General features: G+C 65.0%; 12 protein-coding genes. All 12 read right to left on the reverse strand.

The features are described from left to right. Positions 1-100 precede the first annotated feature (100 nt). Positions 101-1,990, reverse strand: coding sequence for an XrtA/PEP-CTERM system amidotransferase (locus tag ACVWZA_RS14925; RefSeq protein WP_457312050.1), 1,890 nt, complete (start codon positions 1,988-1,990; stop codon positions 101-103). A 155-nt stretch (positions 1,991-2,145) separates the two neighbouring features. Next, positions 2,146-3,678, reverse strand: coding sequence for an exosortase A (gene xrtA, locus ACVWZA_RS14930; protein ID WP_457312051.1), 1,533 nt, complete (start codon positions 3,676-3,678; stop codon positions 2,146-2,148). Then, positions 3,675-4,898 (reverse strand): TIGR03087 family PEP-CTERM/XrtA system glycosyltransferase, encoded by a 1,224-nt coding sequence (locus ACVWZA_RS14935; protein ID WP_457312052.1) that lies wholly within the window; start codon positions 4,896-4,898, stop codon positions 3,675-3,677. Before ACVWZA_RS14935 ends, xrtA begins: the two co-directional genes overlap by 4 nt. Then, positions 4,898-5,965 carry a FemAB family XrtA/PEP-CTERM system-associated protein gene (locus ACVWZA_RS14940; protein ID WP_457312053.1) on the reverse strand — a complete coding sequence of 356 codons (1,068 nt, stop codon included), beginning with the start codon at positions 5,963-5,965 and terminating at the stop codon, positions 4,898-4,900. Before ACVWZA_RS14940 ends, ACVWZA_RS14935 begins: the two co-directional genes overlap by 1 nt. Before the next feature lie 2 nt (positions 5,966-5,967). Next, positions 5,968-6,807, reverse strand: a complete 840-nt coding sequence (locus ACVWZA_RS14945; RefSeq protein ID WP_457312054.1) for an XrtA system polysaccharide deacetylase — start codon at positions 6,805-6,807, stop codon at positions 5,968-5,970. A gap of 6 nt (positions 6,808-6,813) precedes the next feature. Continuing rightward, positions 6,814-8,061, reverse strand: coding sequence for an AAA family ATPase (locus ACVWZA_RS14950; protein WP_457312055.1), 1,248 nt, complete (start codon positions 8,059-8,061; stop codon positions 6,814-6,816). A gap of 40 nt (positions 8,062-8,101) precedes the next feature. Beyond that, positions 8,102-9,697: a hypothetical protein gene (locus ACVWZA_RS14955; RefSeq protein WP_457312056.1), complete on the reverse strand. Its 1,596-nt coding sequence runs from the start codon at positions 9,695-9,697 to the stop codon at positions 8,102-8,104. Beyond that, positions 9,694-10,680: an AAA family ATPase gene (locus ACVWZA_RS14960; RefSeq protein ID WP_457312057.1), complete on the reverse strand. Its 987-nt coding sequence runs from the start codon at positions 10,678-10,680 to the stop codon at positions 9,694-9,696. The genes ACVWZA_RS14955 and ACVWZA_RS14960 overlap by 4 nt, the downstream gene beginning before the upstream one ends. Further along, on the reverse strand, positions 10,677-12,194 hold the full coding sequence (locus tag ACVWZA_RS14965; protein ID WP_457312058.1) for an XrtA system polysaccharide chain length determinant: 1,518 nt from the start codon (positions 12,192-12,194) through the stop codon (positions 10,677-10,679). The genes ACVWZA_RS14960 and ACVWZA_RS14965 overlap by 4 nt, the downstream gene beginning before the upstream one ends. A 13-nt stretch (positions 12,195-12,207) precedes the next feature. Next, complete coding sequence (locus tag ACVWZA_RS14970) at positions 12,208-12,798, reverse strand: XrtA/PEP-CTERM system exopolysaccharide export protein (RefSeq protein WP_457312177.1); 591 nt, start codon at positions 12,796-12,798, stop codon at positions 12,208-12,210. A 159-nt stretch (positions 12,799-12,957) separates the two neighbouring features. After that, positions 12,958-14,187, reverse strand: coding sequence for a pyridoxal-dependent decarboxylase, exosortase A system-associated (locus tag ACVWZA_RS14975; RefSeq protein ID WP_457312059.1), 1,230 nt, complete (start codon positions 14,185-14,187; stop codon positions 12,958-12,960). Continuing rightward, positions 14,184-15,692, reverse strand: coding sequence for an AMP-binding protein (locus tag ACVWZA_RS14980; RefSeq protein WP_457312060.1), 1,509 nt, complete (start codon positions 15,690-15,692; stop codon positions 14,184-14,186). The genes ACVWZA_RS14975 and ACVWZA_RS14980 overlap by 4 nt, the downstream gene beginning before the upstream one ends. Between the last annotated feature and the right edge of the window lie 74 nt (positions 15,693-15,766).

The raw sequence follows: 15,766 nt of genomic DNA on the forward strand, positions 1-15,766 counted from the left end.
AATCGTGATACCAGTGCGCATGTCGCAACGTCGCATGCCGCAGCCGCCATGGGAATCCTAAAACGGACTCCTTCGTTCCGATCAATCCACTAGACTGCAGTCAGCCGAACAGACGCTGCATCGATCGTTCGAGCATCACCAATTGCCATAGCGTCCGGCCATGCTCGGCACGCCCGGTGCGATGCTCGGTGACGATCCGCTCGATCGCGCGCGCGTCGAACATCTGGCCGAGCACGCGCGATTTCGCCAACGCTCCGGCTTCACTGGCAAGCGGGCCGCGGAACCAGGCGCTGATCGGCGTCACAAAGCCCATTTTAGGGCGGTAGAGGATGTCCTTGGGCAGATAGCGCTCCATCGCCTTCTTCATCAGCCATTTGCCCTGGCCGCCCCTCAGGCGCATCGACACCGGCAGTGACGCGGCGAATTCGATGAAGCGATAATCGAGCAGCGGCTCTCGCGCCTCGAGGCTGACCGCCATACTTGTGCGGTCGGTCTTGGTCAGGATGTCGCCGGGCAGCCAGTGCTGGAAATCGGCATATTGCGCGCGGTCGATCGCATCGCGCGCCGGCGCGTCGCGCATCGCGCGGACATAACGATCCTCGGCGCGGTGCCCGCCGAGCGCCCGCTTCGCTTCGACCGAGAAGAGCATGGCCCGGAGCGTGGGCGTGGTCACACCGACCGAGCGCGCATAGGCCTCCGCACCATCCTCGGCGAGCGCAAGCAGGGTCGTCCTGGCGCGAAACGCGCGCGGCGCCCAGTCCGCCTTGGGATAGATGCCGCCAAGTTTGCCGAACACGCCGGCACGCATCGATGCGGGAAGCAGCGCCCTCACCCGCTCCTCCGCCGCCTGGAATTTGTAACGCCGATACCCGGCAAGCGCCTCGTCCGCGCCGTCACCCGACAGCGCCACCGTCACGTTCTCGCGCGCGAGTTCGCACACCCGATAGGTGGCCAGAGCCGAGGCATCGGCGAACGGCTCGTCGAACGCCGCGACCAATGTGTCGATCAGCGCGAAATCGTCCGCCGCGACGACGCGCTCGCGGTGATCGGTGGCGAAACGCTGAGCGATCTGGCGGGCATAGGCGCGCTCGTCATGGCCCGCTTCGTCGAAGCCGATGGTGCATGTCCTGACCGCCTTGGACGACGCCTCTGCCATCAGCGCGACGACCGCCGAGCTATCGACCCCGCCCGACAGGAAAGCGCCGAGCGGCACGTCGGACACCAGCCGCGAGCGCACCGCATCGCGCATCCGCGAGACCAGTTCCTCTTCCAACGCCTTGACCGAGCCGCTGGCCCGGCGCGAGAAATCCACGCCCCACCAGCGCGACGGCGCGGGTATTGATTTGCCGCGCTCGATCAGCAGCGAATGACCGGCGGGCAGTTTTTTCACACCGGCGACCAGACAGGCGTCGTCGGGCACATAACCGAACGCCATATAATCCTCGACGGCGCGGATATCGGGTTCGCGCCGTAACAAAGGATGTGCCAGCAAGCCTTTGAGTTCCGAGGCAAAGGCCAGGCCGCCATCGGAAAGTTCGACATAATGGAGCGGTTTAACCCCGAGCCGGTCGCGTGCCATGAACAGGCATTGCCGCCGAGAATCGTGCAGCGCGAAGGCAAACATGCCATTGAGCCGGTCGAGCATTGCCGGGCCCCAAGCGGTCCAGCCATGGAGCAATACCTCTGTATCGCTCTCCGATTTGAACACCGCGCCGATCGCCTCGAGCTCGGCGCGGACCTCCATGAAATTATAGATTTCGCCGTTGTACGTCACGGTCAGCGCGCCGTCGGCGTTCGCCATCGGCTGTGCGCCGCCTTCGGTCAGATCGATGATCGCGAGGCGTCGGTGACCCAGCCCCACGCCGGGCGCGGTCCATACACCCGCCGCGTCAGGTCCGCGATGCGCCTGTGCGTCCGCCATCGCCTGAATACGCGCAGGGTCAACCGGCTTGGGCATAGCGGGGTAATAGAGACCGGCGATGCCGCACATGTTTTGGTTTCTCTCCAGCCGTCCAAAGGACTCCGTCATACTGAACTTGTTTCCGCATCCAGGCGGTCATCCACCTCACGGACGGTACCAATGTGGCTAATGACCGCACCTGGATCCTGAAACAAGTTTAGTATGACGACATCCAGTGAAGTCTTTCACATCCCCGCCGCGCGATCCGCCAGCTTGTCGATCGGCCCCAGCGCCCGCGTGAAGCGTTCGATCGTTGCGCGCGCATCCACACCGGGCACGACCTCAGCCGAGACATGCACCGCGACCGCGCGTTGCGGCCCGCCGAGCAGTTTCGCCTGTAACGTCGCCAGCTTCACCATCTTGTCGCTGTGCGTCAGCACGTCGCCGACGCGGTACCAGGTCACCACCTGGCGCTCGACCGGGCCCGGCGCGGTGATGCGCATTGCTGCCCCCCCGGCCAGATCGGGCAGATCGTCGATCCGCACCCAGATATCATCCTGGCGCAACACGCCGGTGCCGAACGACACGAGCTCCTTACCCTCACGCTGGCTGCCGAACACAGCGATCGCGAGATCGACCGACGCGCCGCGTCCATCGCTATAGCGCCCGATCAGGAAATGATCGGCGCCGGGATAATAAGGCGCCCAGGCTGCGCGCGCACTCATATCGGTGCGCTGCCAGCCCGGCACATCGGGCAGCGAGATCACGTTCGGCAGCGCCTGCGCACGCCCGGCGACCGCGCCCGACCAGGCCGGGAATATCGCCGCGATCGTCAGCACCAGCGCGCCCGCCAGCAGTGGATCGATCCGCCGCTTCGGCTCAGCCTGTAATGCGGCGGGATCGAATACGGGATCGTCAGGCGCACGATCGAACCAGCGCCAGCCGATCGCGATCACCGCGGCCATGACCAATCCGAAAAACACCCAGCCATAAACGATATGATCCATGCCCGTGGCCTGCTCGACCGACGTCAGGTGCGCGGCATAGATCGTTCCGAACGCGCGCAGACCGTTGGCGATCACCGGCACGATCATCGCGACCGCCATGAACGCGGCGCGGCGGGCCCAGCTGACGAAGCAGACATTGGCGACCAGCGCGCCATAAGCGACCATCGCGATGACGAACTTCGCGCCCGAACAGGCTTCGGCGACTTCGAAATAACCATTGGGAATGGTGATCAGCACGCCATCGACCTGCGCAGGCACGCCAAACAGATGGAGCAGCGGCATGGTCATCGCCACCGTCACATCCTGCAGCATCGGCTCCAACCCCTCGCCGAAAGGCACAAGGAAAAAGGCGTAACAAAGCGGGAAGATCAGCGCGCGCGCGACATTCGGGCCAAGCACCGTCACCACCGCGCCCTGCAGCATCATCACCAGCCCGAGATGCCGCGCCAGCGCGACGCCCGACGCATCGCCGAGCAGCCATCCAAAACCACCCGCCGCGACCAGAACAAGCCCCGGCCACCATGCGACGGGGCGAACGCGCAGCAATTGCGGGCGGCGCTGCCACACCAGCCAGGCCAGGACCGGCGCGATGAACAGGCAATGCCCAAAGGTGGTGCTGGTCCACCAGATCCTCGCCAGATCACCGGCATCCGCGCGGAAGAGCAGCAACAGGGCCAGTGTGACACCGGTCAGGATCAGCGAGTGCCGCCGCCATATTGCGGCCGGGGGAGTTGCCGTGTCGAACGCCGATGAGGGAATGGCGATCGTCATGCGGCAGACCGGCGCGAAGGTTCCTTGACGCGGAGCCCCATGATCGCGTCGAGCGGCGCCAACCGCGCCTCCCAACTATAGCGGCCTTGCACCTGCGCACGCGCCGCCTGCCCAAGGGCGGCGGCACCAGATGGGTTGTCGAGCAGCGCGTTGACCTGTTCGGCGAACTCGCCGACGGTCTCGCCGATGCGGATCGTATCCTTGTGATCGATGCCGGCGGCGGCGGCGACCGATGCGACCACCGGACGCGCCATCGCCATCGCCTCGAGTATCTTGTTCTGGATGCCACGCGCCATTTTCAGCGGCGCGACGACGACCGACGCGGCGGCGATCCAGCCGCGCACATCGGCGACCTCGCCGGTGACGATCACGCCCGGCTGCTTGGCCAATGCCTTGACCGCGTCGGTCGGCTGACGGCCGACAATGGCGAAGCGCGCCTGAGGATGTTCGAGGTGGATATGCGGCAGGATGCTCTCGACGAACCAAGTCACCGCCTCGATATTGGGGCGGTAATCCATCTGGCCGGTGAAGACGATCAGCGCGCCGGTCGTGTCGATCCGCCTGAAGCTCGCGGTGGGATCGAAGAATTCGGTATCGATGCCGTTCTCGACCGCGAAGACACGCTCGGCACCGGTTTTTTCGCGGAACAGCGCCGCCTCAGCGTCGCTGACGAACAGGCTCGCCGTGGCATGTTTGGCGACGCTCCTTTCAAATGCCTGGAGCAACCGCCCCTCACGCCGCATCATCCACGCCATCGGCCCGCGCGATTGCCTGGCGTAGGACGCGAATTTGGCCGAATCCATGTCGACGAAATCCATGATCACGCGCAACCGCGGGTTGGACCGCGAACTGGCCGGCAGATACTGCGCCATCTGGCTGGAAAAGACGTAGATCGTGTCGATCGAGTGGCGCGCGAGGATATTGTCGACCGCTTCTCGTAACGGGCGGTTACCGAACGCGGTCAGCGATACAGGCTTGCGCCCGACCAATGCCTGCGCCGCCGCGACCAGGCGCGATTTCGAACGCCACACGATCGAGCGGTTGCCGGTATATTTCGACAGGCCGCTCTTGCCCTTCATATCGCGCGCATCGTCGGCGAAGGCGATCAGATGGATGCGTTTTCGTGCCGCCAGAAACTTCAGGATGTGAAAGCCACGGATCTTGTCGCCGCGATCGGGCGGATATGGCACGCGATGCGCCAGGAACAGGATGTCGCCCATCAACCAAGCCCCCTGGAGATATGCGGTCCGACCAGGTTCGCGACCCAAAGCGGCAGCTTTTTCCACACCTCGATCTTGAGCCGATAGCGCGGGTTCAGTGGATTGATTTCGCGAAACGCCCCCTCAGACGCGGCGCGCTTAACATACATCAAAGGGACGCCCGGAAAACCCCAGTTCTTCTTGAACGCGGCGGGGCCGGTTCCGGCTTTGGAACGGCCGAAATCGAACGCCGTGCAGCCCTTCGCACGAGCATGACCCATAAGCGCGAAATACATCCGGTCATTGGCGCGCAACGCCCGTGCCGCCGCGGTGCCACCACCCCAATAGGGATAGACAATGCCGTTGAAATAGAGGCTCAGCACGCTCGCCACCGGCTTGCCGCCCGAACGCACGGTCAGGATGTCGGCGGCGTCGCCAAACTCCTTGAGCGCCTCGCGAAACAGCCGCGCGGGGAAGACCGGCGTACCGAGATTGCGCACCGATTCGGCATAGACCGCATAATGCGCCGCTTGGTCGGCCTTGCCGGAGCCGATTGTCACCTGCAGGTCGAGATCGAGCGACTTGCGCACCTCGGCGCGCTGCTTGCGCGGGATGGCGAGCAGTTCGGCTTCGTCATCGGCGGCGAGGTCGCGGGCGAAGCCGAGATAGGTGTCGGTATCGACCACCCAATCGGGGCCGGCCGGATCGGGCCCGCGCAATTCGAGTGTGGGACAATTCAACCTCTGAGCGAGCGCCCATGCCGCCTCACTCAAGCTTTCTATCGCCGCGTCGCTATCGGCCAGGATGCCGCCACCGACGGCAAAACCGTTCGACACCAGCGCGCGTCCGAACAGGGGCGAACTCACCTCGGTCAGCGGCACATAACCGGCGATCGAGCCATCGGCCTTTTCCGCGATGAGGCCATGCGCGCGCTGCCTGCAGCCGCGTGCGACGGCAATGCTCCATTCCGGCAGATGGAATGGCGTCGCGCCGGCATGCCCCCGGACATAGGCGGCGATCCGTGCGCGTTCATCGACGTCGCCTGGATCAACCGCACGCACAGCAAGCGGCGTCGAGATCAACGCCATGTTCACGCCAGGCCGCGCCGCGCCGCGGCGACCACCGCATCCATCCGGCCCCAATCGTGACGACCGATCAGCGTGCGCAGCTTGCCAGCCATCGCGCCGAGCCGGCTATAATGGCGCAGCTTCGATTTAACCGGCGCGTTGGCGACGCGCGGCTGGCCTGGGTCGATCTCCCACGGGTGAAAGTAGAATACCGCCGGTTGCCCTTCGCCCGCCACCTGGCGCACCGCGAAATCAGTCAGCGCACCGGGGAACAAGCGGAAGAATCCGCCACCGGTCGCGATCTTGCGGTTGCCGAGCTGCGCGACCGTGACCGGCACTTCGACCAGGTCCGAATCCGCCAGCGGTCGAAAGGCGTAGCGCGGCGCTTCGGGCCAGCCATAATGATCGTGCCGCAGCGGTGCGACGCTCGACGAATAGGTGTAGCCGGCCTCAGCCAGTTCGGCGTGTGCCCAGGGCGTCCGCTTATCGATTGAAAAGCTTGGCGCGCGGTACCCCGTGACGGCGACCCCGCTCGCATCCTCAAGCGTCTTGCGCGCACGCGCCAGATCTGCGCGGAAAGTCGGCGCATCCATGCTGAAGACACGGTCATGGTCCCAGCCGTGGCTGGCGACTTCGTGCCCCGCATCAACGATCCGCCGGATCAGCGCCGGATAGCGATGGGCGACCCAGCCCAGCGTGAAGAAGGTCGCCTTGACCCCAGTTTCGCCGAACAGCGCGAGTACGGCATCGGTATTGCGTTCGACCCGGGTCTCGAGCGAATCCCAGTCGGCCTTGTCGATAACCTTTTCGAAGGCACCGACCTGGAACCAGTCCTCGACATCGACGGAGAGCGCGTGGCGCATCGGCCGTTACTGGCCGGCGGCGTGACGGACGGACTCGGCGTCGGGGCGTGCCTCACCCTCAACCCAATCGACCAACAGGGTCAGGACACGCCGCAACGCGACCTCCTGCTCCTCGACCCGCTCTTCCAAAGCCGCGATGCGATCCAGCAGCACCTGATCGACAACAGGCAGCGCTCGATCGTCAATCGGCTGCGCCTGATCGTCGATGGTCGGCGTCTGGTCGTCATTGAACAGCTCGTCATCGGGCAATGGCTGTTCGTCGAAAGCGTCGGCCGAGGGCGCGTCGGATTCACGCACCACGCGGATCGGACGCGGCGCGCTTGGTGGCGGCGTGTGGACGATCGGCATCGGGCCGTCGGTTCCGATCGACTCGGGCTCGGCTTGAACGAAGGGCTGAGCCTGCGGCGGTGTCGACCGCTGCAACACCGGCTTCGGCACCGGAGAATCGCCCGCGATATCGGCAAGCACCGCCTCCACAACGCGCGCGTCGATCGTATCGAGCTGCTCGATTGCGCCGAATAACAGCACGCGACCAGCGAGCTGGTTCAACCGGCGCGGCACGCCGTCCGACCCGTGATACAGCGCGTGGAACGCATCGGGGGTGAAGTAGGGGCGACCCTGCCATCCGACGACAGATAGGCGGTGAACCATATATGGTTCGACTTCCTCTGGCCCCATCGGGTCGAGGTGATGCATCGCGATGACGCGCTGGCGGAGCTGTTCGAGCCGGTCGGAGCCGTGCAGCCGCTCGCGAAACTCGGGCTGACCGAGCAGGAATATCTGCAGGATGGCATGACCGCCGGCCTGGAAGTTCGACAGCATGCGCAATTCTTCGAGCGCCGACACCGGCAAAGCCTGCGCTTCGTCGACGATCAACAGCGTGCGCCGCCCGGCGCGCGCAGTGGCGTGCAGGCCGCGTTCGATTGCGGTGAGCAGCTGCGACTTGTTCAGGCCGGCTGTATCGATGTCGAGCCCACCCGCGACCATGCGCAACAGATCGTCGGCCTCGATCTGTGTCGAGACGATCTTGATGATGTTGAGCCGTTCACGATCGACCGTCGCCATCAGATGGCCGACAAGCGTCGTTTTGCCCGCGCCGACATCGCCCGTGATGACGATGAAGCCCTCGCCCTGGCTGAGGCCATAGCCGAGATAGGCCATCGCCTTGCGGTGCGTCGCGGTGTCGAACCAGAAACGCGGATCTGGCGTCAGCTGGAACGGTCGGCCGCTCAATTCATAATGGTCGTCGTACATCGTCACCATCCTGTGCCAACCGGATTAAGGTCTACACGTTTCAGAATTGATACCGCACACCAAGCTGTGCCTGCGCAGAATACTGATCGTCCGCACCATCCTGGCTGAACGAATAGATCCCGGCGGACACTGTCGTGCCGATGCGCCCGAAGTTGCGATAGTATAGCCCCGTTGCACCGGTAGAGAAAATGCCCGGTGTCGCGCCGATTCCGCTCTGGAAATAATTGGCGAAGACGTTGCCACTGATGCCCGAATTCTGGTCGAGCGATGCGGACACGAATGCCTGGGCATAATAGCTCTCGTCGGTCACGCCGTTGATCGTGAAGCCAGAAGTGGGCGGCGCGAAAAAGCGGCGATTGGCATAACCCGCGCCGACACCAAAGCTGAGCGGGCCGCGATTGGCCGAGATCACGCCATCGATGCCGCGCGCACGGTAGCTCGCGGTGGCGATCGACTGGAACACGTCGTTGAGGCAGCCACCGGTCGCGTCACTCGATGTGCCGAAGGTGCAGCCGGCGAATTGCTGGCCGAACGAATCGCGCTGATCGATGAAGCTCGTCGGCAGGTTGGCGATACCGTTGCGCAATTGACGCCCGAACGTATCGACGCTGTCGTAAACGCCGACCTGCAGGCCAAGCGACCGCGTCGCCGCATAGCTGAACGATCCGGTGTAGGTCGTGCCGCCATAACGCTTGCCGACGCGCGCCTGGAGCGTGGTTCGAGCAGAGGGGCGCCAGACAACACCGGCGTCATAGATCAGGCCGTCGGTTTCATAGGCGATGCGACGCGGCGAGGCCGGATCGGTCCGGAAACGACCGTTGGAATCGACCACCGGCTGGCCTGCGCCGTCGACCAGCGCGTCGCGCTGGCTGACCTCGATCTTCTCATAACCCACGCCCGCCGTGACCGCGAGCGTCGGCAGGATCGGCAGCACGACGTCTGCGCGGCCATATTTGCCCTCGTAACGCTGATCGAGCTGGCCGGCATCCTCACGCTCATAGGCGGCGCTGACGGTCACGCCGACCGGCAGAACCGTGCCCGCCTTCACACCGGCCGTGACCTGCGCGACATGGCTTTTCGAGCTGTCATACGTGTCGAGCCTGGGTCTGCCCGGAGCAACGCCCGTCTGACCCGGCGATTCGACCTTGGTGTAGCCGAAGCGATAGCTTGCGCCGACGCTGACCGGGCCGACGTTGGTCGACAGAGTGGGGCCGGCATAAGCCGAATAGACCTGGCTGATATTGTCGACATTGCCGGCGAGCACGGTGGGCGCCGCGCCACGAATATCGGACCGCGCCCGCGTCGCCAATGCGCCACCTTCAAGGCTCAAGCCCGGCGCGACCTTCACCGCCGCGCGCGCAAGACCACTATGGATATCGTCGTCGCCGACATCCTTATCCCAGCTGATCCGGCGTTCGTAGCGATAGCTGACCTGCACCTCAGCCCGGCGGTTGTGGAGCGATGCATCGACCCCAGCCGCGACCGTCGAATAGGTCAGCACGTCGCCGCCATTAAGATCGGCGGTCAGCACCTGACCGAGCTCGATATAGGGAGCGATCGATTTTTCGCGCGCGACAGCCGGGGTCGCGACGAGCGCGCCCAAGCCTGCTGCAGCGATGATGATGGCCCGCGTCACTTGGCGTCCTCCTGCCCGTAATAGCTACCAAAACGGCGACCCCCGGGGGCGAACGACACGGCGTTCAGGACCAGTTGAATATGTTCGCAACCATCGAGCAGCACGACCGCTTCGCGTAAATTGCCTTCGTTCGTCTTGTCGGCACGCACCACGAGCATCACCTGTCCGACCTGTGTGGCGAGCACGCCGGCGGGCGACGCCGCCAGTGCGGGCGGCGAATCGAAGATGATGATGCGGCGCGGATCGGCGGCGAGCAGCTTTGCGATCAGGTCGGCGGTGCGGTCGCTGGCGAGCAATTCGGTGTCGGTGTTCGACTTGGTCCCGCAGGGCAACAAGCTGAGCTGGGGAATGTCGGTCGCGACGACGCAGCTTTCGACCTCGATCGTCGGATCGGCGAGCACATCGAGCAGGCCCGGACCATCGCTGGCGCCGAGGCGGTTCATCACGTCGGGTTTGGCGAAATCGGCATCGACCAACAGCACCTCGGTATCACGCTCCGCAGCCATCGAAATGGCCAGGTTGACCGCGCAATAGGTCTTGCCCTCACCGGCATTGGCCGAACAGACCAGGATGACGCGCGAGCGATCGCCCGCCTGTACCCGCACGGTGCGCGCGGTGAGCAGCAATTGCCGCTTCACCAAGCGGAATTCCTCGGCCAGCGCACCAATGGCGGCGCCGGGCACGAGCAGGCCGCGTTCCGACAGCATCGCCCGGTCGATCGTGATCGACGCACCACCGGGCCGCGGGCGCGACCGTGGTGCAGGCGTTTCCACCCGTTGACGGGGCGACTGTGGCGCCGGTTCCTGGGCCGCTTCGAGCGGCGCGGGGGCAGCCGGCTCCGGCACGACCTGCTCGGGTGTGAGCTGAACCGGAAGGCCCAGATCGCGTGCGCGCAGGTGCGCATCGAAATCGTAAATCTGCGCCGCACGCTCCAGAAGCGACGACTGGCTCTTCCCCGGATTCATTCTGGGTGCCTCGGTCATGCCGCCATCCCCCGCGAAACCATCTCAACGCCGAGCAGCGCCACATAAGCGACGGCCAGCGCTGCCGAACCGCCGCCGAAATACGCCAACTTGCGGCGCCGCGCGGCGATCTGCGCCTTGGTCACCATTTCGCCGATCGAGCCGATCACCGGCATGCCGGTGGCGCGCTCAAGCCGTGCCGACGTAGCGAACGTCGTCTGCAATTGGCCCATGGCGAACGCCGCACCGATCCCGCCGAAAATCCCGGCGAGCAGCGCGCCGGTCAGCAGCATTGGCCGGTTCGGCGCGTTAGGCACGCGCGGAGACGTTGGCGGATCGATCACGCTGAACTTGATCGCATCGGTCTGGGTCTGCGCCTGGCCGCGCAGCTTGATGTCCTCGCGGTCTGCCAGCATCTTGTCATACTGGTCCTTGAGCACCGCATAATTGCGCTCGATCTGACCCTGCTCGGCGGCGACCGCCGGATCGCCGGCGAGCTTCGCGTTGATCGTATCGAGATCACCCTGAAGCTGCGTCTTGCGCATGGTCAGCGCAGCGACCTGCGACTGCTTGTCGGCCTGCATCGAACGCAGCGAGAGATAGAGCGGATTGGGCGAGCCCCCGCCCCCGGCAGCGCCGACCGGTTCGCTGCGCGCGGCGGCCGAAGCCGCCGCGAGCTGGCCACGGAGCGCGATCATATCTGGGTGATTGTCGGTAAAACCGCGGCCACGTGCCTCAGCGATCTGACCCTGAATGGCATTTAGGCGCGCCCGTGCAGGCCCCGCCGTCGCAGCGCCACCGACGCCGGCGATCGACTGCGGCGTACCCGCCATCTGGCCGGTCACCGCGGCGAGGCCCGACTGCGCCGCTGCAAGGTCACTTTCGACCTGCGCCATCTGGGTGCGTGCCGCGCCCATCCGGTCGGTCAGCGATCCGGTGCCCGGCAGCGAGCCGAGATAGCGGTTCTGGAAATCGGTCTTCTTCGCCTCGGCGTCCTGCAACTGCTTCTGGCGCTGTTCGAGTTGCGCATCGAGGAAGCGCAGGGTCTGGCTCGTCTCGTCACGGTCGCCGGCGAGATTCTCCTCGACGAAAATGTCGATCAGCTTCTGCACGATCGCTCGGGTCAGCTTCGGGCTGCTGCCGGTCGCGGTGATCTCGAACAGATTATCCTGCTGCGCAGTCACCTTGATCGCGCTCTGCAGGCCAGCGACGCGATCCGCAATATCGCGGTCGTTCGACACGGTATTGGCGAGGTCGGTGCCGCGCACGACCTTTTGCAGATTGATTGCGGAGGTCAGCGTCTGGCGAACCCGATCGACGTCCTTTTGCTGCTCGATCTGTGTGATGCCGACCTTTGAAGGCAGGATCGACTGCATCTGCACGAACACGCGAGCGCGCGATTCATAGCTGTTGGGAATCTGCGAAACCACCAGCCAGCCGACAATCGCGATTGCCCAGGCAACCGCAAGCGCCAGCCAGCGCCGCGTCCATACCGCATGCAGCGCGACCCGCAGTTCGTCATAGAGTCCGTTCACCCTGGGGCGCCCTTCAGAACATCGATTCGGGGATGATGATGACGTCGCCCGGTTCAAGCCGGACATTGGCCTTCGCATCGCCGCTCTTCAGCAGGCTCGACAGCTTGACGTTATATTCGACCTGTTTGCCGGTGCTGCGGTCGTAGCGCACCAGCCGCGCCTTGTTGCCGGCGGCATATTCGCTGAGGCCGCCGACCGCGATCATCGCGTCGAGCAGCGTCATATTGGCGCGGTACGGGATCGAAGCCGGCTTTTCGGTTGCGCCGACGATGCGCACCTGCTGGCTGAACGTGCCGGAAAAATTCTCCACGATCACCGAAACGATCGGGTCCTTGATATATTCGCCAAGCGCGATCTTCATGTCGTCGGCGAGCATCGCCGGAGTCTTGCCGACCGCCGGCATGTCGGAAATCAGCGGCGTGGTGATGCGACCATCGGGACGCACCTGGACCTTCGACGACAATTCGGGATTGCGCCACACGAAGATGTTGAGCTGATCGAGTGGGCCGATGACATACTGCTCACCCGGCTGCTCCTGCGTCGCGACGAAGGATGCGGGCGGCAATTCGGAACGGCCACCGCCGCCTACGCAGCCCGTGAGCATAGTCCCGGCGATACCGGCGATCGCGAACCCCTTGGAAAACGAAGACAAACGCATTGCACAAATCTCCTGCCGCTACACTCATCACCGGTGACGTCATTCCGGCGAGGCGCACGGCCACATCGAAGGCTATGCGAGCAGGAGGTAAAGATAGCGTTAGGATTACCCGGCGTTGGCCGTAATTTCCGCCGGTTGCGGGTGCCCGAGGAATGCCGTCGGGCTTGCGGTCAGACCATAAGCGCCAGCCATGAACACCGCGATAATGTCTCCGGGATGCGCCACGGGCAGCGTAACACGGTCGGCGAGCCGGTCGAGCGGCGTGCACAGGCAGCCGACCACGCTGACCGTCTCGGAGGGGGCGTCATAGGTGGCGGTTGCGACGGAGACCGGGTAGTTGCGCTTCACCACCGTGCCGAAATTGCCCGACGCTGCGAGTTGATGATGCAGCCCGCCATCGACCACCAGGAAGATCTCGCCACGGCTCTCCTTTCGGTCGATCACGCGAGTCAGATATACGCCGCATTCACCGACCAGCCAGCGCCCCAGCTCAATCGCGAAACGCGTATCGGCAAGCGATCCGGCGCGTTCCGCAAGTCGCTCGGCAAGCGCGACACCGACCGCCTCGACGTCCAGCGCGACGTCGGCGGGGAAATAGGGAACGCCGAAACCTCCGCCGAGATTGACCAGCGGCGGCATGACGCCAATCGCATCCGCCATGCGCCCGGCCAGTGCCAGCGTTTCCGCCTGCGTCTCGATGATCGCCTCGGCGCTCAGCGCCTGTGAACCGGCGAAAATATGAAAACCCCGCCAATCCGCACCTGCCGCGATGATCCGTTTGACCAGCGCCGGCACGCGATCGGCATCGATACCGAACGGCGAGGCGCGCCCGCCCATCTTCATGCCCGATCCGCGCAATTCCATGTCGGGGTTCACCCGCACGGCGAGACGCGGCGTGGTGCAAAGCCGCTGACCCGCCGCGATCGCACGCTCTGCCTCGCCCTCGGATTCCAGGTTGATCGTGGCCCCGGCAACGATCGCCGCCTCGATTTCCGCATCGCGCTTGCCCGGCCCGGCGAAACTGATGCGGCCGGCCGGCATTTCCGCCAGCGCGAGTGACAATTCTCCACCCGACGCCACATCCAGACCGTCGACCAGCCGCGCCAGCGCGGCGATCATTGGCGGTGCCGGATTGGCCTTGATTGCATAATGGAGATCGACCCCTTTGGGCATCGCCGCGCGGAACCGTTCAACACGGGCCGCGGCAATGGCGGCGTCATAGACGAACACCGGGCTGCTTCCTGCGGTCTCTATCCATTCGGCAGCACTGCGGCCGGCGATGATCAAGGGGCCAGTGCCCTGGAATTCCGGCGGAATAGCGCCCATCGGCTTCATGACGTCACCTCCGTCTTCAACGCCGCGCGATCGAGCTTGCCATTGGCATTTCTCGGCAGCGCGGTGCGCCATTCATAACGCGTCGGCTGCATGAAGCTGGGCAAATCGCGCCGCAGCCTTTCACGCAACCTGGTTTCGGCCTCACCCGCATCACCGATCGCACGCGCGATGACGGTGATCGCCTGGCCGAGCCGCGCATCCGCCACGCCCAGCGCCACCGCCTCGGCCGCCTCGCCACCCGACAGCACCGCTTCCTCGATCTCGGTCGGACTGATCCGGTTGCCCGCCGATTTGATCATCTCGTCGTCACGCCCGACGAAGCGGAACAGGCCGTCCGCGCCTTCGATCACCGTGTCGCCGGACCATACGGCGTTACCGCCCGAAATCGCCCAATCCGGCGCGGGCCGGAAACGCAGCGCCGTCCGTTTGGCATCCAGCCAATATCCTTGCGCCACCAGCGGGCCGGCATGGACGAGTTCGCCGGGCTCGCCAGACGCAGCACGGGTGCCATCGGTGCGCACCGCCATGACCTCGGCAAAGGGGATCGCCCTGCCCATCGCATCGGGATGCGCATCGACCAGCGCGGGGTTGAGATAGGTGGAGCGAAAGGCTTCGGTAAGGCCATACATCGCATAGAGATCCGCCCGGTGAAACCGCTCGCGCAAACCGCGAATCATGCGCGGCGTCAGCGCCCCGCCCGAGTTGGTCAGTCGCTTCAGCCGGGCCGCCGTCTCGATCGGCCATTCCGCGTCGAGCAACTGCACCCATAAAGGCGGCACGCCGGCCAGCGTTGTCGCTTCGAACCGGTCGATCGCCTTCACCACGTCGCGCGCCGTGAGATAGTCGAGCGGCGCATAGCTCGCCCCGGCTGCCCAGGTCGAGAAAAGCTGGTTCTGCCCATAATCGAAACTCAGCGGCAACACGCCGAGCACGCGATCGTCCGGCATCAATTTGAGATAATGCGCGACCGAGATCGCGCCGAGCCAGAGATTGGCATGGCTCAGCATCACGCCCTTGGGTCGCCCGGTCGATCCCGAGGTGTACAAAATGGCCGCCAGCGCATCGGGATCGGCCGATGATGGCGGCATGACGTCAGTCGATTCCACTTCATGCTCGAGTGCCGACCGGCAGCCGGCCGGCACATCGCCGGCCTCCAGCGTGCCGACGCGTGCGGACTGGGACACGAGCAGCGCAGCACCGCTGTCCGCCAGAATATGCGCGACCTGGGCGCGCTTGAGCATCGGATTGACCGGTACATGCACCAGGCCGGCACGCGGCACGGCCAGCGGCAGGACACAGGCAAAGCGTGTCTTTGGCAACCAGCTCGCAATCCGGGCGCCCGGTGCGAAGTCCTGCGCGGCGAGCCAGGCAGCGACTTGGCCGGTCAACAGCTCCAACCCGGCGAAATCGAGCGCACCTGCCCGATCGATCAGGGCGATGTCGTCCGACGCCCCGCGCAACGGCAGCAGGTCGATCGGGTGCGGCATGGGGTCAAGGGCGATCATCCGCCCTTGATAGCCTCCCTCGCCGCGCTGCCAAGCGGCCCGTGCACCTGCCCTTGGCATTGTCCGTCGCATTC

Source organism: Sphingomonas sp. UYAg733 (assembly GCF_054057355.1).